This is a genomic window from Bacillus sp. CGMCC 1.16541, assembly GCF_003184905.1.
Taxonomy (GTDB): Bacteria; Bacillota; Bacilli; order Bacillales; family Bacillaceae_H; genus Priestia.
In genome coordinates this window covers 278,512-302,552 of record NZ_QFRU01000001.1, presented here as the reverse complement: position 1 = coordinate 302,552, position 24,041 = coordinate 278,512, and the positions used below count along the sequence as shown (strand labels likewise).

17 protein-coding genes, 1 other RNA gene and 1 riboswitch are annotated in these 24,041 nt (G+C 36.9%); of the genes, 17 read left to right on the top strand and 1 reads right to left on the bottom strand.

The annotated features are described in order from the left end of the window. Positions 1-343: 343 nt before the first annotated feature. The gene (locus DIS06_RS05990; protein ID WP_110112326.1) at positions 344-3,778 is read left to right on the top strand and encodes an MHYT domain-containing protein; all 3,435 of its coding nucleotides are present in this window, start codon (positions 344-346) and stop codon (positions 3,776-3,778) included. 185 nt (positions 3,779-3,963) lie between these two features. On the opposite strand, the gene DIS06_RS05985 is transcribed toward DIS06_RS05990, so the two are convergent. After that, positions 3,964-4,215, bottom strand: coding sequence for a DNA alkylation repair protein (locus DIS06_RS05985; RefSeq protein ID WP_110112325.1), 252 nt, complete (start codon positions 4,213-4,215; stop codon positions 3,964-3,966). A gap of 122 nt (positions 4,216-4,337) precedes the next feature. Between DIS06_RS05985 and DIS06_RS05980 the strand changes: the two genes are divergently transcribed. The 16 genes from DIS06_RS05980 to DIS06_RS05900 all read left to right on the top strand — a co-directional run bounded on the left by DIS06_RS05980 (position 4,338) and on the right by DIS06_RS05900 (position 24,030). Next, entirely contained in the window at positions 4,338-6,632 is a 2,295-nt protein-coding gene (locus tag DIS06_RS05980) for a DEAD/DEAH box helicase (protein ID WP_110112324.1), read from the top strand. Further along, positions 6,616-7,884: a ribonuclease H-like domain-containing protein gene (locus tag DIS06_RS05975; protein WP_110112323.1), complete on the top strand. Its 1,269-nt coding sequence runs from the start codon at positions 6,616-6,618 to the stop codon at positions 7,882-7,884. Before DIS06_RS05980 ends, DIS06_RS05975 begins: the two co-directional genes overlap by 17 nt. A 432-nt stretch (positions 7,885-8,316) precedes the next feature. Next, positions 8,317-9,234, top strand: coding sequence for a spore coat protein (locus DIS06_RS05970; protein WP_110112322.1), 918 nt, complete (start codon positions 8,317-8,319; stop codon positions 9,232-9,234). A gap of 65 nt (positions 9,235-9,299) precedes the next feature. Continuing rightward, a complete protein-coding gene (locus DIS06_RS05965) occupies positions 9,300-9,851 on the top strand; it encodes an SLOG family protein (protein WP_110112435.1) in 552 nt (183 codons plus the stop codon). A 106-nt stretch (positions 9,852-9,957) separates the two neighbouring features. Then, positions 9,958-10,272, top strand: coding sequence for a cell division regulator GpsB (gene gpsB, locus DIS06_RS05960; protein WP_110112321.1), 315 nt, complete (start codon positions 9,958-9,960; stop codon positions 10,270-10,272). Between the two features lie 68 nt (positions 10,273-10,340). Further along, positions 10,341-10,729, top strand: an RNA gene (gene rnpB / locus DIS06_RS05955) — RNase P RNA component class B. A 221-nt stretch (positions 10,730-10,950) separates the two neighbouring features. Continuing rightward, entirely contained in the window at positions 10,951-12,624 is a 1,674-nt protein-coding gene (locus DIS06_RS05950; protein ID WP_110112320.1) for a glycoside hydrolase family 13 protein, read from the top strand. Between the two features lie 173 nt (positions 12,625-12,797). Beyond that, on the top strand, positions 12,798-13,943 hold the full coding sequence (locus DIS06_RS05945; protein WP_110112319.1) for a THUMP domain-containing class I SAM-dependent RNA methyltransferase: 1,146 nt from the start codon (positions 12,798-12,800) through the stop codon (positions 13,941-13,943). 119 nt (positions 13,944-14,062) lie between these two features. After that, on the top strand, positions 14,063-14,269 hold the full coding sequence (locus DIS06_RS05940; RefSeq protein WP_110112318.1) for a DUF3921 family protein: 207 nt from the start codon (positions 14,063-14,065) through the stop codon (positions 14,267-14,269). 457 nt (positions 14,270-14,726) lie between these two features. Beyond that, positions 14,727-16,661, top strand: coding sequence for an ATP-dependent DNA helicase (locus DIS06_RS05935; protein WP_110112317.1), 1,935 nt, complete (start codon positions 14,727-14,729; stop codon positions 16,659-16,661). A 342-nt stretch (positions 16,662-17,003) separates the two neighbouring features. Further along, entirely contained in the window at positions 17,004-18,479 is a 1,476-nt protein-coding gene (locus DIS06_RS05930) for a carboxypeptidase M32 (RefSeq protein WP_239421916.1), read from the top strand. Positions 18,480-18,786: 307 nt separating this feature from the next. Beyond that, positions 18,787-18,888: riboswitch (purine riboswitch) on the top strand. A gap of 124 nt (positions 18,889-19,012) precedes the next feature. After that, positions 19,013-19,606, top strand: coding sequence for a xanthine phosphoribosyltransferase (locus DIS06_RS05925; protein ID WP_110112316.1), 594 nt, complete (start codon positions 19,013-19,015; stop codon positions 19,604-19,606). Between the two features lie 3 nt (positions 19,607-19,609). After that, positions 19,610-20,923, top strand: a complete 1,314-nt coding sequence (locus tag DIS06_RS05920) for a nucleobase:cation symporter-2 family protein (RefSeq protein ID WP_110112315.1) — start codon at positions 19,610-19,612, stop codon at positions 20,921-20,923. Between the two features lie 501 nt (positions 20,924-21,424). Then, complete coding sequence (locus DIS06_RS05915) at positions 21,425-21,976, top strand: GNAT family N-acetyltransferase (protein WP_110112314.1); 552 nt, start codon at positions 21,425-21,427, stop codon at positions 21,974-21,976. 403 nt (positions 21,977-22,379) lie between these two features. Continuing rightward, positions 22,380-23,468 carry a type III polyketide synthase gene (locus DIS06_RS05905; protein ID WP_110112433.1) on the top strand — a complete coding sequence of 363 codons (1,089 nt, stop codon included), beginning with the start codon at positions 22,380-22,382 and terminating at the stop codon, positions 23,466-23,468. Between the two features lie 4 nt (positions 23,469-23,472). Continuing rightward, positions 23,473-24,030: an isoprenylcysteine carboxyl methyltransferase family protein gene (locus DIS06_RS05900; protein WP_110112312.1), complete on the top strand. Its 558-nt coding sequence runs from the start codon at positions 23,473-23,475 to the stop codon at positions 24,028-24,030. Positions 24,031-24,041 lie beyond the last annotated feature (11 nt).

Below are 24,041 nucleotides of genomic sequence, written 5' to 3'. Positions count from 1 at the left end.
TTTTTTCGTTAGAAAGTGTAACGAAGTGACGATTTGTTTTAATAAAAAAGTATTTGTGAAAGTATTTAGCCATTAAAAATGTGTAAAAACTTGACATAACTAGAAATGCAACCTTTATAAAAGAGAGTACAAACTTGTCTGTTAATCCCATTATGAAACTTTCTCTTATCGATAAATCACTTTAAAATCATTACATTATCCTAAGATAGCCTTTTGTTTTTAGGACAAATCAGGTAGAAAGATATAGTTTTAGAGGTTAAAATTTCACGGTTACTAAATTAAATTGTCTTTAATAAGTGAATTTTGTATGATAAAAGAAGTGTTAAGAAGAAGGAGATAAACAATGATTCATTTTGCACAATATAATGTTCAGCTTGTGATTCTTTCTTTTCTCATTGCGGTTATTTCTGCGTTTATTTCGTTAGATTTAATTGATAAGGAGAAAAGTTACATAAAAATGAGACAAATAGGTCATCAAGTTATTGCTGGAATGATCTTAGGGTTTGGTATTTGGTCGATGCATTTTATTGCCATGTTAGCACACCCATTTCATATTGATGTTACCTATAACGTGTTTTTGACTATTCTTTCAATGTGTTTGGCTGTTGTGGGGGCAGCAGCAGCTTTTTTCGTCGTAGGACGAGATCGTGTAACAATTTATTTATTTGCATTAGGTGGATTTTTGATGGGTGCAGCAATTGTTTCCATGCATTATGTCGGCATGGCTGCGATGGAGATGGAGCTTGTTCTCTCATATGACCCTCTGTGGGTGCTTGTCTCCATTATGATTGCTGTCCTGACTTCTTTTTTAGCATTAGCTCTTTTAATCTATTGGGAAAGTCATAACAATCAATTCGCGTTACTAAAAAAAGTACTTGTCTCCATTGTAATGGGAACAGGGATTGCGTTGATGCACTACACTGCTATGGTTGCAACTACATTTGAAACGACTAACAGTGTTCAGCAAGCAATTGCGCCCAAAATCATTTTTAGGGGAGATATTTCCATTAGTGCATTATCTTCTCTAATCGTGCTTATGATGTTTGTCTTGTTTTCTGCTTTTATATTAAACGCTTATTTAGTAAGAAATAAAGCTTTAAAAATGCAGGAGCTTTCTGAGCAACATTTTCAGTCACTCTTTATTCATAGTCCATTTCTTGTTTTTTCAATTAACCTCGATGGAGACATTACAAACATCAATCCATGTGGACTACGAATGTTAAATAATAGTCAATTTAAGATGCGATTAAACAAGGTTGATCACTTCTTTCAACTTCAAGATCAACAATCAATTCGTTCAAAGTTTGAAAAGGTGAAGAAAGGAATTCCTCAATCGTTTGAAAGCGTGATGGTAATCGATGGAGAAGGCGCTTTTCATATGAGTTGTACGCTTATTCCGATTAAAGTAGCTAATGAACGACCTATCGGAGCTTTTTTGCTAGCAAAAGATGTAACAGACGTTGTTACATACGAAGAAGAACTGCGAAAAGCGCAATCAGATTTACAAAATACAATGCGACAACAGCAAGGAATGATCTTCACGATTGTTAAACAAGAAAACAGTTTTGTACATACGTTGTGCGATGGAGAATTGCTTTATAAGGTTGGGTTTACACCAGAAGACATTGTTGGGAAGTCGTTAGCAGAATTTCTTTCTGAAGAAGAAGCGTTATATAAAACCCGATATTATCAAAAAGCGTGGGATGGATATGATACGAACTACGAAGGAGAAATTAATGGTATTCACTATCTAGCAATTTTGAAGCCGGTTTTTTATCAGGATGAAGTGATAGAAGTCATTGGTTCGTGTGTGGACATTACCGATCGTAAGCAGATGGAAGAGGCGCTACGGGACAAAGAAGCTTTATATCGAACGGCGTTAAATACGATGTCTGAAGGTGTGATGATTTTTGAAGAAGATAACCATCTCATTACGCTGAATGAAAATGTAGAAAAAATTCTTGGGATTAAAGAAGGGATGTTTACGGAAGAGTCATTATCACCGTTAAATATGGAGTTCGTTGATGAAAATGGCGTATCGATTCCATTTGAGCACATTCCAGGAATGAAAACGAAAAAGCTAGGTGTCTCTATTCAAGACGAAGTGCTAGGTGTGAAAGTGAATGACAAAATAGTGAAGTGGATTAGTGTGAATTCGAATCCGTTTACCATCTCAGAAGACAAACAAAACCGAGCACTACTAACGATTGATGATATTACCCTTCAGAAAGAGCAAGAGTTAAGATTACGAGAATCATATGCGCTACAAAAAGCGTTGATTGACAACCTAAAGATTGGAATTGCGGTAACAGATGAGAATCGCAAAATCATTTTATTGAATGATACGTTTTGTGAAATGCTAGGTATTAAAGGAAACTATGATTCTTATATCGGACAAAGTGGTCGCAGCTTATATGAACGTTACGTAAATAAATTTTCTGGTTTTGAAGAACAATCGATCACCAAAATTGTTCGTAATCGTAAAATTGTAACGGAGCAGATGGAAACTGTAGACGGTCATTCTTATATTCGAACGTATATCCCATTCCCAATCAATGATCAAAACCATGGAAACCTATGGGTTTATGAAGAAGTAACAGAGCGTAGAAAAATGGAACAAGCAATTATACGTGCAAAAGAAGAAGCGGAACAAGCAAATATGGCTAAGTCTGAGTTTTTATCCAAGATGAGTCATGAATTACGTACTCCCTTAAATGGTGTGTTAGGTTTTGCGCAATTACTGGAGCTAGAACCGACATTGGATAAAAAACAGCAGCAATTTGTTCAACAAATTTTGAGTGGAGGTCGCCACTTATTACATTTGATGAATGAAATTCTCGATTTATCAAGAATTGAAACGGGAAAATTACATTTGGAATTTGATGTGATGTATATAGAAGAAATCATCCATGAAGCTGTTCAAATGGTACAACCGTTGGCAAATACAAAGAAGATACGTATTGATCAAGAATTAGAGGATTGTCAACAACATGCTGTACCTGTAGACCCTGTTCGTTTAAAGCAAATACTATTAAATCTTTTAGAAAATGCGATTAAATACAACCGAGAAGGTGGAGAAGTAATCGTCACATGTAAAAAGGTGAATGATGAACTTGTTGTTCATATTTGTGATACAGGGATTGGTTTTCCTCCCGAGGAGTATAATCAAATATTCGATTCTTTCTACCGAGTTCAAGGTACGAAAGAGGACGGGACAGGGATCGGCTTATCGTTGGTAAAACAATTTGTCGAATTAATGGATGGCCAGCTCGGTGTCACAAGTAAAGTAGGAGAAGGTAGTGATTTTTGGTTTAGTCTTCCTATTCATTTATCAGCTATGAATGAAGTGGCTGCTCATCAAGAAGAGCAAATAGTTGAAGAGGAAGAGAACGTATTACATTTTCGAATCCTTTATATTGAAGATAACAAAGCAAATGTTCAGTTGATTGAACAAGTGCTTCACTCTCATCCACTTTATCAATTGGTGACGGCTTCTACAGGTGAACAAGGCATTGAATTAGCTCGTAACGAACGAATGGATTTAATTTTATTAGATATGAATCTGCCAGATATGAATGGCTATAAAGTCATAGAACAATTACAAAATAGTCGTCAGCTAAAAGAGTTGCCGGTTGTTGCACTAAGTGCTAACGGAATGAAAAAAGATATTGAAAGAGCGTTAAATAGTGGCTTTACTGCCTATTTAACAAAGCCAATTCATTTAAGTGAATTCTTTGATTTATTAGATAAAATGTTTCGCGAAAAAGTAGAAGAATGAACAAGGGCCTGTCGTATACTCTCTTTTCAAAGAGAATAGATGATAGGTCTTTTTAACAGAAATCATACCTTACCTATTGCCTTTATCAAATGGGTTGATCAATAGGCAAGGCTTTTTCATTTGAATGAGCCTCTTTGCTCTTTTTTAAATAAAGTGAGACAGCGTTATTGGTTATGTGCTATAAACTAAGACAAACGATGATGTTCGGCATGTTTTACAAACATTTGCTCATCTTCAATTAGTCCACACGCAGCGCATTGAATGCGACGTTCAGGGCCGCGATATGGTGTATGAAAAGGATCAAGGTTATCATTTGTGTAAGTATTTGTCACATCACCTGTTTTTGGATCAATTTTGACGGATGTGGCTTTTTGTTCAATCACATTAAAACGTGTACGATTTGTTTTACAGCTTGGACATAAATAAGGGTTTGCCATTTGCTACACCTCCTAGTTGTTACAATATCCAATTGTTTAGAAAACATGCTTGTACAAAAGCTTACGAATAGAATCTAGTGAAATGATACGTTCTTCGTTAAAATAGTAGGTAGGTGATGAACATGAAAGTAAGGAAAAATTTACAAGAAGTAATCAATGTACTAAATGAGAATGAGCAGTACCGCGATAATATTGTTCATTGGCATACAATAGATGAAAAAGAAGCGAAAACAGCGCCTTTTCCTTCGTTTATTCATGAAAAATTAAAGTATGCACTTGAAACAAGGGGGATTTCGTCTCTTTATACTCATCAACAGACAGCGTTTGAATGTGCTTATAATAAACAAAACTTTGTAGCGGTTACGCCAACTGCATCAGGAAAAACACTTTGCTATAACTTGCCAGTTTTACAAAGCATTGTTGAGAATGAACAATCACGTGCGTTATATTTATTCCCAACTAAAGCATTAGCGCAAGATCAAAAAAGTGAATTGAATGAAATCATTGATGAGATGGGGGTCGCCATTAACAGTTATACGTATGACGGTGACACACCTGCAAATATTCGCCAAAAGGTAAGGAAAGCGGGACACGTAGTCATTACAAATCCAGATATGCTTCATTCTGCTATTTTACCTCATCATACAAAATGGGTATCACTATTTGAAAATTTGAAGTACATCATCATTGATGAGCTTCACACGTATCGAGGCGTATTTGGTAGTCATGTCGCAAATGTCATTCGGCGTCTAAAAAGAATTTGTCGTTACTATGGAAGCAGCCCGATCTTTATTTGTACATCAGCGACAATTGCGAATCCAAAAGAGTTGGCTGAGGAATTAACCGGTGAAGATGTTGTATTAGTTGATAATAATGGAGCACCTGCTGGTAAAAAGCACTTTGTGTTTTATAATCCTCCGATTGTTAATAAACCACTTAACATTAGACGAAGTGCCACATTAGAAGTACGTAATTTAGCGAGTGAGTTTTTAAAGAATAAAATTCAAACCATTGTGTTTGCACGAAGTCGAGTTCGTGTCGAAATCATTTTAACGTATCTACAAGAGCTTGTGAAAAACGAGCTACAAGCGAAATCAATTCGAGGCTATCGAGGTGGCTATTTACCAAAGCAGCGTCGTGACATTGAAAGAGGGTTAAGAACGGGTGAAATTTATGGTGTTGTAAGTACAAATGCACTTGAACTAGGAGTAGACATTGGCCAACTTCAAGTGTGTATCATGACAGGCTATCCTGGAACGGTCGCAAGTGCGTGGCAGCAAGCTGGCCGTGCTGGCCGAAGACACGGTGAAGCGATTATTGTAATGGTCGCAAGCTCTAGTCCATTAGATCAATACATGATTCAGCATCCTAATTATTTTTTCAGCCGAAACCCAGAAACCGCTCGTATTAATCCCGATAACTTAGTCATCTTAGTCGATCATTTGAAGTGTGCATCATATGAACTGCCTTTTAAAAAAGGAGAAACGTTTGATGGGGTGGACATTGAAGATGTACTTGAATTTTTAACAGAAGAGCGTGTGCTTCACATGAGTGGTGATAAATGGTACTGGATGAGTGAGTCGTTTCCAGCTCATAATATTAGCTTGCGATCTGCGTCTCAAGAAAATGTAATCATCATTGATCAAACGAATGTTGCAAATGTAACAGTGATTGGAGAAATGGACCGCTTTAGTGCGATGACATTACTTCATGATGAAGCAATTTATCTTCACCAAGGTACTCAGTACCAAGTGGAGTATTTGGATTGGGATGAGAAAAAAGCATATGTACGTGAAGTAGACGTGGACTATTTTACCGATGCAAATTTGGCTGTTCAGTTAAAGGTGTTAGAAGCAGATAGGGAGAAAAAAGAGCATGGATATAACATTGGGTATGGCGATGTGATGGTCACGGCAATGGCAACGATTTTTAAAAAGATAAAATTTGAAACGCATGAAAACATTGGTTCGGGGCCGATTCATTTACCAGAGGAAGAGCTTCATACCAATGCTGTGTGGCTAAGTTTTGCTCGTGGCCAAATGGGAAGCATGACAGAGGACCGTTTAGAGCAAGCTTTGGTTGGAGTAGCGAACGCTCTTCAATCCATTGCACCTTTACGAGTGATGTGTGACCCATCGGATTTACATGTTGTTCCACAAGTAAAAGCGGTTCACAATGAAGAGCCGACCATCTTTTTATATGATCGTTATCCTGGAGGCATCGGCTTAAGTGATAAAGTGTATGAACAAATGGGCAGTGTGTTAGACGAAGTGTACAAGCTCATTACACATTGTATGTGTGAAAGTGGGTGTCCATCTTGCACTGGTACAGAAGCAAGTGGTGACACATCAAAAGCTGATTCGATTCAGTTACTCCATTCATTACGTAAGGTGAAGTATGATGGCGATGAAAAATAAGCTGAAGAAGTTACGAAAACATATTGTACGTGAAGAAGTGGAGAAAAAAGGTGGAAAAGAGGAGAAGGTGTCTGAATCACCCTCTTCGATTCCGTTTCTTCAGCAGTGGATTGAATTTGGAGCAAAACCAGTCTTTTACGAAGGTGAATATATTTTTATCCGAGAAGTAACGTACCCTCTCTCGCAACAGCATGGTCTGTACCCATTTTCAGATTTGCATGTTGTAGCAGATGTTTGGTGGCAAGTTGATATTCAACACCCGTTGTCATTAAAAAATAAGCAAGTATCAGAAGTATTCTTTTTTGATACAGAAACAACCGGGTTAAGTGGCGGAGCGGGAACAACGATTTTTCTACTTGGGTATGCTCAATTAGAAGGGAATGTGATAAAGGTCAAACAGTATTTCCTTCCTTCACCAAGTGCAGAAACCGCTCTTTACTACTTCTTTTTGAAAGATATCAGTGAGTTCACAACGTCTATTGTATATAACGGAAAATCTTTTGATTGGCCTCAAGTAAAAACAAGACATACGCTCTTACGAAATGAGTTGCCACCGTTACCGAAACTCGAGCACTTTGACCTTCTTCACCCAGCAAGGCGATTATGGAAGCATAAGCTAGACTCGGTGAAGCTCACAAAAGTAGAAGAAGAGGTTTTAAACATCAAGCGACAAGGTGATATACCTGGATATTTAGCGCCGATGATTTATTTTGATTATGTTGATCGAAAAAACCCTCAAGGTGTCTTTGAGGTGATGAAACATAATGAGCATGATATTTTATCGCTTGTTACCCTTTATATCCATCTTTCCAATCAACTTCTGCAAGGAGCATCTCTTAGTATAAAGGAGACATTTGAAGTCGCAAGGTGGTACGATCAACTTGGTGAAAAGAAGATAGCAAGACCTTTGTATGAGAATGTGTCAGCACACGAACAAGAAGAACACGATAAAGCAAAAATGGCGATTGCTCTTCAGTACAAAAGAGAAAAACAATGGGATAAGTGTATGGATTTATGGAGAGTTGTTTATCAAACTGGATGTGGTAAAACGAAACGAGAAGCAGCAATCGAGCTAGCAAAGGTATATGAACATCGCTATAAAAACTTTGACGAAGCACTTGCATGTACAAAGCAAGCTTATCAATGGTGGAAAGAAAAGAATCAACAAATAAAAATGTACAATGAAAAGGAAAAATTAGCGTTTGAAAAGCGAATGAAACGCTTGGAAGTAAAGATAGAGAGAGACACCTAATCATGTTTATATGTGACAAATATGACGCAATATTTCCAATTATTAAATTTTGGTCATTTCTTCACTTTTTTATTGTTCTCTTTTTCTGTCATTGATAAAATAATTCACTGTAATGACTAAACTCAATGAAGAATGAAAGCGTATTTTTCAACTCGATATTCGGCGAGTGTTATGGAAATGCGTGACATCGGATGAGCGTATTGTAAAAATGGTGAAGTGGAGAGAGAGCCTTATGAAAAATGTAATCTTATTTTCATTTTTCGCAGTTATTTGTTTAACGGTGATTGTATTAAGTAGCATTAAAAACACATACTACACATTTATGTGAGTGATTAACTCGTAAAAATAGGTATTTGAATCAGTACATGTACACATCTCCTTACATATTGTATTAGTGTAATAACTAACTTCACGAAAAAAAGGAGAATGCATATGTACTGTAGACCAACAAAATGTTGTCCACCAATCGTTCACCCAACTAAGTGCTGTACACAATTTAGTGCTCAAGACGTGGTGGTACCACATATTCATCCAACACACACAACTTTTGTTAACCAAACAAACTTTAAACATGTACACTATTTCCCGCAAACACAATCAACGGTTAATGAAGCAACCAACCAACAATTTATTGGTGGCCCAGGTCAAGTAGCAGGTGCACAGCAAATGCCAGGAATGATGCCGGGTATGATGCCAGGAGGTATGCCAGGTCAAGTAGCAGGTGCACAGCAAATGCCAGGAATGATGCCGGGTATGATGCCAGGAGGTATGCCAGGTCAAGTAGCAGGTGCACAGCAAATGCCAGGAATGATGCCGGGTATGATGCCAGGAGGTATGCCAGGTCAAGTAGCAGGTGCACAGCAAATGCCAGGAATGATGCCGGGTATGATGCCAGGAGGTATGCCAGGTCAAGTAGCAGGTGCACAGCAAATGCCAGGAATGATGCCGGGTATGATGCCAGGAGGTATGCCAGGTCAAGTAGCAGGTGCACAGCAAATGCCAGGAATGATGCCGGGTATGATGCCAGGAGGTATGCCAGGTCAAGTAGCAGGTGCACAGCAAATGCCAGGAATGATGCCGGGTATGATGCCAGGAGGTATGCCAGGTCAAGTAGCAGGTGCACAGCAAATGCCAGGAATGATGCCGGGTATGATGCCAGGAGGTATGCCAGGTCAAGTAGCAGGTGCACAGCAAATGCCAGGAATGATGCCGGGTATGATGCCAGGAGGTATGCCAGGTCAAGTGGCAGGTGCACAGCAGATGCCAGGAATGATGCCAGGTGTAAATGCTCCATTTCCAGGTCAAGTAGCAGGTATGCAACAAATGCCAGGCAAAGGATATTGCAGATAAGAGTTTTAATAGGAACTGACGTTGATCAGTTCCTATTATCTTTTTAATAAGGAGCTAGTAATGTGATAAAAGTGTTGGCAATTACAGGATATAAACCTTATGAACTTGGAATTTTTAACCAAAAGTATGAAGGGATTACATACATTAAAAAAGCTTTACATAAAAGGTTAATTCCATTGATTGAAGAAGGGGTAGAATGGGTAATAATAAGTGGACAATTAGGTGTAGAACTATGGGCCGCAGAAGTCATATTTGATTTACAATGTGAGTATCCAGAATTAAAGTTGGCCGTGTTAACACCTTTTTTAGATCAAGAAGAAAAATGGAATGAAACAAATCAAGAGTGGTATGAATTTATTGTGAGCCAAGCTGACTTTGTGGATAGTATTACAAAAAAGAAGTATGAAAGTCCAATGCAATTTCGATTAAAAAATCAATTTATAGTTGCAAAAAGTGATGGATTGCTTATCATATATGATGAAGAGCACGAAGGAAGTCCGCAATATATGTTAGAGACTGCGAAGAAAAAAAGAGAGCAAGCTGATTACGAAATCATGACAATCACATCGCATGATTTGCAAAATCTTGTAGAAGATGAGCAACACTCATTGGATTAATTTCATTTTGTCGAACGAACGTGTAAAAGAAAAATTGACAATTCATCCTATTTTTGAAAAAATATAAAGTAATAATGAATAGGGCAAGCGTATTGAGGTGAGGGACATGTTATCTGATAAAATTCGCTTAACAGCAAAAGAAATTTTAGAAAAAGACTTTAAGTCAAGCATGAGAGGTTACAACCAAGAAGAAGTAGATAAGTTTTTAGATTCAATTATTAAAGATTATGAAGCATTCCACGAGGAAATTGGAAATCTTCAGGCAGAGAATATGCGTTTGAAAAAACAATTAGAAGATTCATCAAAACGTCAACAGCAAACGTATAATCAAAATCAAGCAAGTGGAACGACAAACTTTGATATTCTAAAACGTTTATCTAACTTGGAAAAGCATGTATTTGGTAGTAAATTGTACGAATAAAGTATGGCAAAAATAGGAGTTGCATTTCGCTCTTATTTTTATTATACTAGTACTTGTCGTCATCAATAGCGTTTGGGTGACCGCTGCATCCCTTGAGGATGTAGAGGAAAGTCCATGCTCGCACAGGCTGCGATGCCTGTAGTGTTCGTGCCTAGCGAAGTCATAAGCTAGGGTAGTCTAGACAACTAGGCTAACGGCGGGGAACAAACCTAAGTCTTTCGATATGGTTTTAATACCCTGAAAGTGCCACAGTGACGGAGTCTCATTAGAAATGGTGAGAGTGGAACGAGGTAAACCCCTCGAGCGAGAAACCCAAATAATGGTAGGGGCATCTTCCAGAAGGAATTGAACGGACGGAAGGACGAGTTGACTATCAACTTGTAGATAGATGGTTGCCACCGGAGTACGAGGCTGCTAGCCGATTGAAGTACAAAGGGACAAAACATGGCTTACAGAACGCTATTGATAAGCACTCGACAACTTTATGAAAAATGAAACGTATTTTGAAAATAATAATGAAATGTAAACTCTCCATATCGAATGGAGAGTTTTTTAGTTATTTCGTCATTTTTTATTAAAATCCTCTGTTTTTTTACACGTTTTCATTATACAATATGGGATAGTGTTAGTTTTTTGCTAGCGCTTACTTCAACGTAGTTTTGTGAGGGGTTGAACATATTGGAAAAGAAATGGTGGAAAGAAGCAGTCGCTTATCAAATATACCCACGTAGTTTTATGGATTCAAACGGAGACGGTATTGGTGACATTCAAGGTGTAATCTCAAAATTAGATTATTTAAAAGACCTTGGAATTGATGTTATTTGGATTTGTCCGATCTATAAATCACCGAATGATGATAACGGTTACGATATTAGTGACTATCAAGATATTATGGATGATTTCGGAACAATGAAAGATTTCGATCAATTACTAGAAGAAGTTCATGCACGTGGTATGAAATTAATCATGGATTTAGTTATCAACCACACATCAGATGAGCACCCTTGGTTTATTGAATCTCGTTCATCAAAAGAGAACCCATATCGTGATTATTACATTTGGCATGAAGGTAAAGACGGACAAGAACCAAATAACTGGGAATCAATTTTCAGTGGTTCAGCATGGGAGTTTGATGAGAAAACAAAAGAGTATTACATGCACGTATTCTCGCGTAAACAACCTGATTTAAACTGGGAAAATCCAAAGGTGCGTACAGAGTTATATGAGATGGTAAACTGGTGGTTAGACAAAGGAATTGATGGATTCCGTGTGGATGCCATTTCTCATATTAAAAAAGTTCCAGGGTTCCCTGATTTGCCAAATCCAGAAGGCTTAGATTATGTACCATCTTTTGAAGGGCATATGAATCGTCCAGGAATTCAAGAGCATTTACAAGAATTAAAAGAGAATACATTTGAAAAATACGACATTATGACAGTCGGTGAAGCGAACGGTGTAAAATGGGATGGCGCTGATGAGTGGGTTGGAGCTGACAACGGAAAGTTCAATATGATTTTTCAATTTGAGCACATGAGTTTATGGGACAAAGGTCAATCAAGTCCACTTGACTTAAAAGAAATGAAAACGATTTTAACGAATTGGCAAAAAGGATTAGAAAAAGTAAACGGCTGGAATGCGTTATACTTAGAAAATCACGATCATATTCGTTCAATTAATAAGTTTGGTGATCCAGAATATCGTGAAGAAAGCGCAAAATGTTTAGCAGCATTATACTTCTTAATGCAAGGAACACCATTCATTTATCAAGGTCAAGAAATTGGGATGACAAACGTAAAATTTGATTCCATTGAGGATTATAATGATGTAGGGATGATTAACTATTATCGCATCCAACGTGAAAAAGGTCGTTCACACGAAGAAATTATGCCTGTAATTTGGGAAACAGGTCGTGATAACTCTCGTACGCCAATGCAGTGGAATACAAAAGAAAATGCAGGGTTCTCAACTGGAACACCTTGGATGGGCGTAAATCCAAATTATAAAGAAATTAACGTAGAAGCACAGTTGAACAATAAGTTTTCTATTTTAAGCTTCTATAAAAATCTTGTTCGTCTTCGTAAAGAACACGAAGTATTAGTTTATGGAGCATACGATTTGATCTTACCAGATCACGAGAAAGTTTATGCTTATACACGTACACTTGGGAACGAGAAAGTAGTAGTTGTATGTAACATGTCTCGTCAAGAAGAAACATTTGAACTTCCAGAAGATATCACATTTACAACTCAAAAAGTATTAGCGAACAACTATCCATTAGATAGCATTGAGTCTGCTCATTCATTTATGTTAAAACCGTATGAAACGCGTGTTTACTTATTAACGACTGAATAATGAGCAAACGGTTGCACATATTGAACAATCATTGAGTGCATGCCGAACATAAACAGTAAAGGTTTGGGAATTAAGTTCTCAAACCTTTATTAATTTTACGAGATTGTTTGAAATGTACATACAGATGTGGTACTTTACAGATACATCTAAATTGAAATAAACGAGGTTAAAATATGGGTAAGTATAAAATTATTGCAACTGCCGCGATGGGGATTGAAGCACTTGTCGCAAAAGAAGTACGTGCACTAGGGTATGAATGTGAAGTAGAGAACGGGAAGGTTGTATTTGAAGGAGACGAGCTTGCTATCGCTCGCTGTAATTTATGGCTTCGTACAGCTGACCGTATTAAAATACAAGTGGGACAGTTTAAAGCAACAACGTTTGATGAGCTGTTTGAAAAAACGAAAGCTCTTAATTGGGGAGACTATTTACCAGTCGATGCGCAATTTCCGGTAAGTGGTAAGTCCGTGAAATCGAAATTATTCAGTGTATCAGATTGTCAAAGCATTGTGAAAAAAGCAATTGTAGATAGTGTGAAAAGACACTATCATAAAACAGAAGGTTGGTTAGATGAAACAGGACCTATGTTTAAAATTGAAGTGGCATTATTAAAAGATGTAGCGACATTAACGATTGATACAAGTGGAGTTGGACTGCATAAACGAGGCTATCGTGTGGACCAAGGGGAAGCTCCTCTTAAAGAAACGTTAGCGGCAGCGCTTGTTATGTTAACGTCATGGACACCTGCTAAACCGTTTGTTGATCCGTTCTGTGGTTCTGGTACAATCCCGATTGAAGCGGCATTAATTGGTCAAAACATTGCTCCTGGATTCAATCGAGACTTTATCTCGGAAGAATGGCCGTGGATGTCTGCTGATGTGTGGGATAAAGCAAGAGAAGAAGCAGAAGATGTAGCAAACTATGATCAAGAACTTGACATTACAGGGTTTGATATTGATCATCGCATGGTGAAAATTGCACAGGAAAATGCATTTGAAGCAGGTCTTGGTGATTTAGTAACATTTAAACAGATGCAGGTGCGTGACTTTACAACGAGAAAAGAATATGGAGTGATAATTGGAAATCCGCCATATGGTGAACGTTTAAGCGATCGTCCTTCTGTTGAAAAAATGTATAGTGAGATGGGGCAAGCTTTTGCTAATTTAGATACGTGGTCTATTTACATGCTCACATCTCATAAAGGTTTTGAGCAATTTTACGGAAAGCAAGCAACCAAAAAACGTAAGCTCTTTAATGGATTCATTGAAACAGATTACTATCAATACTGGGGGAAACGTCCTCCGAGAAATAACCAATAAGTAAGACTAATAAAAAGGCGTGATGTTTATGAACATCACGCTTTTTAGCGTATAAACAGATACGTATTTGTATATAGTAATAGTATTTCATTTATTTGCCTGAGTAGGAGGGCGTTTTTATGACATACAATCAACTCGATTTTGAAAAAATTCAGCATGCATTAGAACATAGCTATCAATTACTTCAGCAACAAACTGAAGTGGCACCTCAAACGCTGTCAGAGTTTGAAAAAGCAAAACAAGAATATAAATCAGCTCTATCATTTGCGACATCTGTTGATGAGCGCTATATGCTATATGCAACTTCAATGGATGAGGAGAGCTAGAGCATTTAAGTCTTTGATGTAGATGTGAAGGAAGAGTGAGTCCAATGGAGTAGCTTTTACTCCATTGGACTCACTCTTTTTATGGTGACTTTTTAAATCATATCTTTTTGACGCGGAATACTCGAAACGTAATCTGTAGTGACTACAGGCTGAACAACCATAAAATGTATACATAGTGTTTTCTTTCACTTGCTGAGTGAAACAATATTGACAAAATAAGTCGAATAATTGATAATTAATGTTTGTTCGAAACGTATACTTAATATGAAGTGTCCCTGATTTTAGAATTAAAATAAAGAAAATAAATGATACATAAGCGATTGGGAAAAGATGAGAACCCTTTTTTCAATCGCTTAAATATTGTTAATAAGCAGGAAAATATGTTTATTTGTCAAATTAAAACATGAACCTTACTACGTTTATGAATTGATTTATATAAGTCAAAGGAGTCTAAATCATGATTAGAGAACGGTTACCTTTTACAATTGAACGCGATGAAAATTTCTATGATAAATTGAATGAGTGGATTGGAGATGTGTTTTATGATCATCTTCCTGAAGCTGGATTAGAAGAACGTGATGAGCAAATTTTTATGGCATTTCAAGTGGAACGCGCTTTTAAAGAAAAGAAAGTCATGTTTGCTGAAGCAGGTGTAGGAACAGGTAAAACAATTGTGTATTTACTATATGCACTTTGCTATGCTCGTTATACAGGAAAGCCAGCCATTATTGCTTGTGCAGATGAAACACTGATTGAACAGCTTGTAAAAGAAGAGGGAGATATTGCTAAGCTATCTCGTATTTTAAATTTGAACATTGATGTTCGTTTAGCTAAATCACAAGATAACTACCTTTGTCTACAAAAATTAGACGGCATTACAATGCGAACAGATAACGAAAATATTGAGCGTATATACGATACACTGCCACCTTTTGTGCATGATCGAAGCGGAATGCAATCATTCTACCATTACGGGGATCGAAAAGAGTACCCTCATTTAACAGATGAAGAATGGCGTTTTGTGAACTGGGATTCGTTCCAAGATTGTTCTTCTTGTGATCAACGTCACCGATGTGGATTGACATTATCAAGAGATCATTATCGTAAAGCATCAGACTTAATCATCTGTTCACATGATTTTTATATGGAGCACATCTGGACATATGAAGCACGAAAACGCGAAGGGCAAATGCCATTTTTACCTGAAAGCAGCTGCGTTGTGTTTGATGAAGGTCATCTATTAGAGTTTGCTGCTCAAAAAGCGTTAACGTATCGAATTCAAGAAGATACACTTGAGAACTTATTAACGCGCTTGTTGGAAAATGATGTCCGTGAAGGCTTTGCTTATCAAATTGAGCGTGCTATTAAAACGTATGCTGAATTCTTTGACGAAGTAAGCTTTGCAAGTACAGATGTCCTTGGTTCGAATCGAAAAGAAGTAACACGAACAGAAGGGTTACAAGCGAAAGTTAAAGAAATGTTAGCGTTGCTAGAGCATATTGGGAATGAACTCGTGTTTGAAAGTGAAACATATACAGTTGATGAATATACACTTCGTATTGTAGACGAGTATCTTGACCAAATTGATTACTCTTTACGTTTATTTATGGATAATGAAAATGCTATTTACTGGGCAGAAGAGCATGAAGCTCAATTGACACTTGTCATTATGCCACAAGCAGTAAAAGATGTATTAAAAGATCGTGTATTCTCGAAAAATATTCCATATATCTTTACATCAGCGACACTTTCAGATAACCAATCATTTGATTATTTAGCTTATAGTTTAGGTGTATCCAATCCTTTATCGTTTTCGGTAGAATCACCATTTGATTATGAAGAGCAAATGAACGTAACGATTAAGCAAGTGAAAGCTGGTGATGCGTCATTTGCTGATAAATTTACTTTTACATTACAACAGTTAGAGAAAACAAATGGACGAGCACTTCTTTTATTCAATAGTAAAGAAGAGCTTGCGCAGTTTAAAAAAGTATCGACTGAATTGACACACTATACGTTCTTATTTGAAGGTGATCAAGAAATAAGTAAAGTTGTGTCTCAGTTTCAACGAGAAGAAGAAACAATTTTATGTGCGGTTCATTTATGGGAAGGACTTGATGTTCCAGGTCCATCATTATCAAACGTCATTGTATGGTCACTTCCATTTCCACCAAACGATCCAGTTTTTGAAGCAAAACGTAACCAAGTAGCAGATCCATTTTGGGACGCTGATATGCCATATATGATGTTACGTTTGAAACAAGGTGTAGGACGACTAATTCGTTCCCATGGTGATAAAGGACTTATTACCATTTTTGTAGAAGATACGCTTCAACCAGAAGTAATGAACACGGTTGAAAGTAATTTACCAACAAGACCAATTCATGCGTAAGTGTAAAGAGGCTAGGACATAAGTGTTGCAGTAGATAAGATATCCGAACTGTTTTGAGTTATATACTCTTAGTAGTTCGGATATTTTTGTTGGTTGGAAAAACAAGTTTAAAAGAATAGTGGAATGGAGCGCAATAGAACGAACTTGTTGTTGTAACCTAAAGATGATAGAAACAGTATTGTTCGTTTTGGAGAAGGGATCATTTCGTTATGTCCCACCCTCCTTTTTGAAATGACAGAAAGAATGAATTATGTTAAAATAATTCAGAAAGTTTTGCAGAGTAGAGGGGGAGTAATTGTGAAACATGAAATAACAAAAATTGAGAAACAATTTTATGATTATATGCAAAAAATAACTGGATATGAAGAGGCCATTAGTTTAATAAATTGGGATTTACGAACAGGAGCACCTAAACAAGGTGTGCAACAGCGCTCAGAAGTAGTTGGAATGCTTTCTTCAGAGGTTTTTAGATTATATACATCAGAAGAAATGGCTGCTTTTATTGCGAAACTAAGTAGTAAAGAGGCTCAACCTTATATATCACAGGTAACAAAGAAGTCGATAGAAGAATGTCGAAGAAAGTATGAACTAAATAAAAAGATTCCAGCAGATGAATATAAAGAATTTGTTATTTTAACATCGAAAGCAGAATCTTTATGGGAAGAAGCGAAAAATAAAGCTGATTTTGCCATGTTTCAGCCTTACTTAGAGAAAATTGTTGAATTTAATAAACGCTTCGTTGAATACTGGGGTTATGAAGGAAATAAATACAATCGTTTATTAGATATGTATGAGCCTGGTGTAACGGTAGAGGTACTCGACAATGTATTTGGTCAATTACGTGAGCGCATTGTTCCACTTGTGAAGCAAATTGCGGCGTCCTCAAACAAGCCAGAAACATCGTTTTTATTTTCAAAGTTTCCAAAAGAGCAGCAACGCGAGTTCAGCTTGGCTATTTTAGAAGAGCTAGGCTACGACTTTAATGCAGGTCGCCTTGATGAAACGGTTCACCCATTTGCGACTGGTTTAAACCCAGGAGATGTTCGGATTACAACAAAATATGATGAACATGATTTCCGTACGGCTATCTTTGGTACCATTCATGAGTGTGGCCATGCATTGTATGAGCAAAATATTTCGTCAGATTTAATTGGAACGGTGTTATGTGATGGTACGTCAATGGGGATTCATGAGTCACAATCATTATTCTTTGAAAAGTTTGTAGGCAAGAACTATTCATTCTGGAAACGTAATTATGATGTATTAAAGAAGTACGCTCCAGGTCAATTTGATGACGTGGCTCTTGATGATTTTTATCGTGCAGTCAATCAATCTCAGCCATCACTCATTCGAATTGAAGCTGATGAATTAACGTACCCACTTCATATTATGATCCGTTATGAAATTGAAAAAGGCTTAATAAATGGAGAAATGGCTGTAAAAGATTTACCACAAATTTGGAACGATAAGTATGAAGAGTATTTAGGTGTTCGTCCAAGTCATGATGGTGAAGGTGTACTTCAAGACGTTCACTGGTCAGGTGGTAGCTTTGGTTATTTCCCATCTTATGCTTTAGGATATATGTATGCAGCCCAACTTAAAAATACAATGCTTCAAGACCTTCCTAATTATGATGAGTTGCTTGAAAATGGAGAAGGTCATATCATTCGTGAATGGTTAACAGAGCATATTCATCAATACGGAAAGATGAAAAAACCACTTGAGATTTTAAACGATGTAACAGGTGAAGGGCTGAACGCTCAGTTCTTAATTGATTACTTAGAAGAGAAATATCGACGCGTGTATAAACTAGTATAACATAAGAAGGTCAGATGAAACGTCACGTTCCACGCTTCATCTGACCTTAGTAATCGAACACTATGTATAGCACCAGACATGATAACCATGCCAAATGCCCACACAAGCGCTTGAGTAATAGCTAGTTCATTCATCGTTTTCGTTAAGACGCGTCCTGTTAAATGAGGAATCCCCCAAGTAACAGACTCGATGATAATGTCCCTAAAAGAGATGTGTCTTAAAAACGAATATTACAATGATTATTTTTAGGTAAAGTTCGATAAAAACGAAAAAAGTCTTTGCAAATATGTTTTTTCTTGCTATAATTCAAGTAACTTAATACAGCACTCATATAATCGCGAGGATATGGCTCGCAAGTTTCTACCGAATTGCCGTAAACAATTTGACTATGGGTGAGCGATGAAGAAAAAAGGAGTATCCTTTTTATCTGTTTCTTTGTGTTTTCAAAAACTCAAAGACATGGCTCCACTCATAAGTGAGTGTGGCGATGTCTTTGAGTTTTTTTATTTTTTACAACATTGGAGGAAGCGGATATGAACGTATTAGAACAAAAGATTTTAACAGATGGCATTGTGCTCTCTGAAAGCATTTTAAAAGTAGATTCATTTTTAAACCATCAAATGGATCCGTTGTTAATGAAACAGATTGGTGAAGAGTTTGCAGCGAGATTTCAACATAAAAACATAACAAAAGTATTAACGATTGAATCTTCAGGAATTGCACCTGCCATTATGGCTTCTTTACAGTTAGGTGTGCCGATGGTATTTGCACGTAAGCGTAAATCGTTAACTCTACAAGATGGATTGTTAACATCGAAAGTGTACTCATTTACAAAGCAAGAAGAAACAGAAATTTCAGTTGCTGAAAAGTTTTTAAAAGCAGACGATCATATTTTAATTATTGATGATTTTTTAGCAAATGGGCAAGCTGCGTTAGGATTGTTACATATTGTTGAGCAAGCAGGGGCAAGAACGACTGGAATAGGGATTGTGATTGAAAAAGCATTTCAAGATGGCAGAAAAAAGCTTCAAGAAAAAGGAATACAAGTAGAATCGTTAGCGCGAATTGCATCATTAAAAAATGGGAGTGTGCAATTTGTAAAAGAAGCAAGCACAATGGGGGTTTAAGGAATGAACGGAAAAGTATTGTCACTTGGGTTTCAACACGTATTAGCGATGTATGGAGGAGCCATCATTGTGCCACTCATCGTTGGAGGAGCATTAGGACTTACAGCAGAACAGCTAACGTATTTAGTTGCAATTGATTTATTAATGTGCGGGGTCGCAACGTTATTACAAGTATGGAAAAATCGCTTTTTCGGTATAGGGTTACCAGTTGTATTAGGATGTACTTTCACAGCTGTTGGTCCAATGATTGCAATTGGTGGTTCATACGGAATTACATCTGTGTACGGAGCTATTATTGTAGCTGGGTTATTCGTCGTTTTATTTGCTAAATATTTAGGGAAACTTGTTCGCTTTTTTCCACCTATCGTGACAGGTTCCGTTGTGACCATTATTGGAATTACACTTATTCCAGTAGCGATGAAAAACATGGCAGGTGGCGAAGGAAGCGCAGATTATGGAAGTTTAAGCAATATTGCCTTATCATTTGGTGTTCTACTCTTTATCGTCGTCTTATATCGTTTTTTTACAGGCTTTGTTCGTTCCATTTCGGTGTTAGTAGGGCTAGTTGGTGGAACGATTGTAGCTTCTTTTATGGGAAAAGTAGATGTATCCGCAGTGAAGAATGAATCGTGGGTTCATATTCCAGAATTATTCTACTTCGGTGCACCAACGTTTAACGTGACAGCCATCTTAACGATGTTGTTGGTGTTAATGGTTGGGATTGTAGAATCAACGGGTGTGTATTTTGCGGTGAGTGATATTTGTAATCGAAAACTTGATGAAAAAGATCTTGCTGGTGGGTATCGAGCAGAAGGGTTAGCTATTTTATTTGGTGGACTATTCAATGCGTTTCCTTACACGGCTTATTCACAAAACGTAGGACTTATTCAGTTATCCGGTGTCAAATCAAAAAAAGTCATTTTTGCAGCAGGTGGTATTTTAATTGTACTCGGTTTCTTGCCTAAAGTAGCTGCAATTACGACCATTATTCCAAACCCTGTTCTTGGTGGTGCAATGGTTGTCATGTTTGGGATGGTTATCTCATATGGCATTAAAATGTTAAGTCAAGTTGACTTAGCAAAACAAGAGAATCTTCTAATTGTTGCCTGTTCTGTAGGGATGGGATTAGGAGTAACAGTTGTGCCAGACTTGTTCGTAAAATTGCCTCAAAGTGTACAAATTATTACAAGTAATGGAATTGTCGCGGGAAGCATGACCGCTATTTTCTTAAACATTGTATTTAACATGATGCCTTTAAGAAAAAAAACTCATTCGTCAGCTGTTTCACCAGCAATGAAACATGAAGCAATTTCATAATGAAAAAAAGAGACTGAGACATAAGTCTTTCAGTTGGTAATAGATCCGAATTATCATGAGTTATACACTTTTGATAGTTCGGATCTTTTTGTCGATTCGTAAAAAAAGTTTAAAAGAATAGTGGAATGGAGCGTAGGACACTCGACTCCTGCGGAAAATAGAGGAAAGCGAGTGGCTAAAGCGAAATGGAACGAACTAGCTCTTATAATCTAACTACTATAGAAACGTCAGTGTTCGTCTTTGAGAAAGAATCATTTCATTATGTCTCAACCTCTTTTTTGTATTCGGAAAATTAGAACTTTAATTTTATAAGTATAATTTGTTGAAACCTAAATAGACATATGTAAGAATAAAAACTCCTTAAAGGCTGTTTATACGGTGTAAGTAATGGGTAGTAAGTAATAAGTATGTTATATTACCATAATCTTTACCACCGATAATATGCAGGCTAAAACAGCAAACTATGAACACATGAAGATTGATGTTAGGGAGTTGATATACATGTTAACGATTGAGAATAATGAAGTAGTGACATTTGAAGCAAAAGATGGACGTACGGTTACTATTCGACCAGCGGAAGCAAAAGATGCTGTACAAATTACAACAGCGGTAAAAGAAATTATTGAAGCAGGAGAATTTATTCAAAAAGATCATCCGCGTTCACTAGAAGAGGAAATTGAATTCATTAATCAGGTAAAAGAAAACGGTCATATGTACGTCGTAGCAGAAGTTGAAGGAACAGTCGTAGGAATTGCTCGTGTGTTACGAGGTGAGATTCAAATGAAACGTCACACCGGTTTATTCCGTACATGGCTTATTTCAAAAGCGCAAGGAATGGGAATCGGAAAGCAATTTATGGAATATACACTGAATTGGTGTAAGAAAAATGAACTTCGAAAATTATGCCTAACAGTATTTGCTTCAAATCCTGTGGCATTTGAATTATATAAAAAAATGGGCTTTGAAGAAGAAGGTACCTATAAAGAACAAGCATATATTAATGGTGAATATGTTGACGAAATCTTTATGTCTCTTTTCTTTTACGAAAGATAACATTTTCAAAAGGGTGAATGTATTTCTTTCAGATAGTAGAGCGTGAGCCAGAAGTTAGTATTAATAAAAAGACCATTTACATGCAGCATCCCTTGCCTCTTTATCCATTGATACTACTGGTTTTTCTAAAGAAAAAAGTGTTGTGAATTGAGCCAATAGGAGTGGTTTTATCCCTATTGGCTCAGTTCTTTGAATATCCAAATATTGTCGATTTACAGTCGCTTTGTTTGCGATATAATAGAAATGCACAACAAACATACACAATCCTTCAAAACGTAGACTTTCCTAGACAGGGGAAGTCTTTTTTTGTTCTCATTCGTTTTTAGTAAAACTAGGTTTGCTTTGAATAAATTCCGTAATATGACAAAAAATATAGTTACCTGTCATAGAAGAGGTGAGAATGTTGCCAAAGGTTGTTTCAGTTGGATTGTGTGTTCCTCCACATGAATTAAAACAAGAAGATACGGTTTTGTTTGCAAAAGAGCTTTTTGCTCAATCATTCAAAGATATTAATCGACTATTAACAGTCTTTGCAAATGGTCAGATAGAAAAAAGACACTTTGCAAAGGGAATGTCATGGTTTAGAGAAGATCATACGTTTGAAGAAAAAAACAATGAATTTATCAAGTGTGCAGTCGAGTTTGGAGAAAAAGCCATCACGTCTTGTTTGCATAATGAAGAGTACTTAAAAAGCCCTGTCCCTTATGAAGACATTGATGCTATCTTTTATATTTCAACGAGTGGGCTCGCTACACCAAGTATTGAAGCGAAAATTATGAACAAGCTCCCCTTTTCTGCTCACACAAAGCGTATTCCGATTTGGGGATTAGGATGTGCAGGCGGAGCAGCTGGTTTATCAAGAGCGTATGAGTATTGTTTAGCGTTTCCAAATGCAAAAGTACTTGTTTTATCGATTGAGCTTTGTAGTTTAACGTTTCAACGAAATGATCGGTCGAAAAGTAATTTAATTGGTACGTCGTTATTTGCTGATGGTGTGGCTGCAGCCCTCGTAACAGGAGATAAAGTGGATGTAAGCTCCATTACCAATTTGTCTGCGTATCCTTCGATTATAGATGTTCAATCAACGCTCATGCCTCATTCAGAAGATGTGATGGGGTGGGATATTAAAAACAATGGCTTATATGTCATCTTTTCAAAAGATATTCCAACCATCGTGGAAACGTGGCTCGGAAAACAAGTTCATCCCTTTCTTCAAAAACATTACTTAACGATATCAGATATTACTCATTTTGTTGCTCATCCTGGTGGCAAAAAAGTATTAGAAGCATATATCAGTAGTTTGACTTTAGATCACAGCATGATTCAACATTCACTTGATGTTTTAAAGCAATTTGGAAATATGTCATCAACAACAGTGTTATACGTATTAGATCGGTTTATGAGAGACAATGTTCAAGCAGGGGAGTATGGAGTTGTAACAGCACTTGGTCCAGGCTTTAGCTCAGAGTTGTTACTAGTAAAGTGGGAGTGAGCAAATGATTTTCTATACATTATTAGTCATTTTAGCCATTCAGCGTATGATGGAGCTATTTATTGCGAAGCGAAATGAAAAGTGGATGAAAAAACAGGGAGCGATTGAAGTCGGGCAAACTCATTATAAATGGATTGTGATCGTTCATATGTGTTTTTTTCTATCTTTGTTTATTGAGGTGCAATGGTTTCAGAAAGTAGTATCTAATTGGTGGGTGTGGTTAACATTATTATTTGTAATCGTTCAAGCGGCAAGAGTATGGGCAATTTCATCTTTAGGTAAATATTGGAACACAAAAATTATTATTTTACCAGAAGCGGATGTCGTTTTAAAAGGGCCGTATAAATTTATTAAACATCCTAATTATGTGATTGTAGCCATTGAATTTATTGTGATTCCTTTGCTTTTTCATGCTCATATTACAATGATCTTATTTAGCGTGTTAAACGTAGCCATTTTGTCGGTACGCATACCGTCTGAAGAAAAAGCGTTAAAGTTATTTACAAACTATGAGACATCTACACAACAACATCGTAGGTTTATTCCGATTAAAAAACCGTGAAAAAACTAATT

Excerpts from the sequence above, each read along its gene's own strand:
- DIS06_RS05990 (WP_110112326.1), top strand. The coding sequence starts at position 344 with ATGATTCATTTTGCACAATATAATGTTCAGCTTGTGATTCTTTCTTTT.
- DIS06_RS05985 (WP_110112325.1), bottom strand. The coding sequence starts at position 4,215 with ATGGCAAACCCTTATTTATGTCCAAGCTGTAAAACAAATCGTACACGT.
- DIS06_RS05980 (WP_110112324.1), top strand. The coding sequence starts at position 4,338 with ATGAAAGTAAGGAAAAATTTACAAGAAGTAATCAATGTACTAAATGAG.
- DIS06_RS05975 (WP_110112323.1), top strand. The coding sequence starts at position 6,616 with ATGGCGATGAAAAATAAGCTGAAGAAGTTACGAAAACATATTGTACGT.
- DIS06_RS05970 (WP_110112322.1), top strand. The coding sequence starts at position 8,317 with ATGTACTGTAGACCAACAAAATGTTGTCCACCAATCGTTCACCCAACT.
- gpsB (WP_110112321.1), top strand. The coding sequence starts at position 9,958 with ATGTTATCTGATAAAATTCGCTTAACAGCAAAAGAAATTTTAGAAAAA.
- DIS06_RS05945 (WP_110112319.1), top strand. The coding sequence starts at position 12,798 with ATGGGTAAGTATAAAATTATTGCAACTGCCGCGATGGGGATTGAAGCA.
- DIS06_RS05940 (WP_110112318.1), top strand. The coding sequence starts at position 14,063 with ATGACATACAATCAACTCGATTTTGAAAAAATTCAGCATGCATTAGAA.
- DIS06_RS05935 (WP_110112317.1), top strand. The coding sequence starts at position 14,727 with ATGATTAGAGAACGGTTACCTTTTACAATTGAACGCGATGAAAATTTC.
- DIS06_RS05930 (WP_239421916.1), top strand. The coding sequence starts at position 17,004 with ATGCAAAAAATAACTGGATATGAAGAGGCCATTAGTTTAATAAATTGG.
- DIS06_RS05925 (WP_110112316.1), top strand. The coding sequence starts at position 19,013 with ATGAACGTATTAGAACAAAAGATTTTAACAGATGGCATTGTGCTCTCT.
- DIS06_RS05920 (WP_110112315.1), top strand. The coding sequence starts at position 19,610 with ATGAACGGAAAAGTATTGTCACTTGGGTTTCAACACGTATTAGCGATG.
- DIS06_RS05915 (WP_110112314.1), top strand. The coding sequence starts at position 21,425 with ATGTTAACGATTGAGAATAATGAAGTAGTGACATTTGAAGCAAAAGAT.
- DIS06_RS05900 (WP_110112312.1), top strand. The coding sequence starts at position 23,473 with ATGATTTTCTATACATTATTAGTCATTTTAGCCATTCAGCGTATGATG.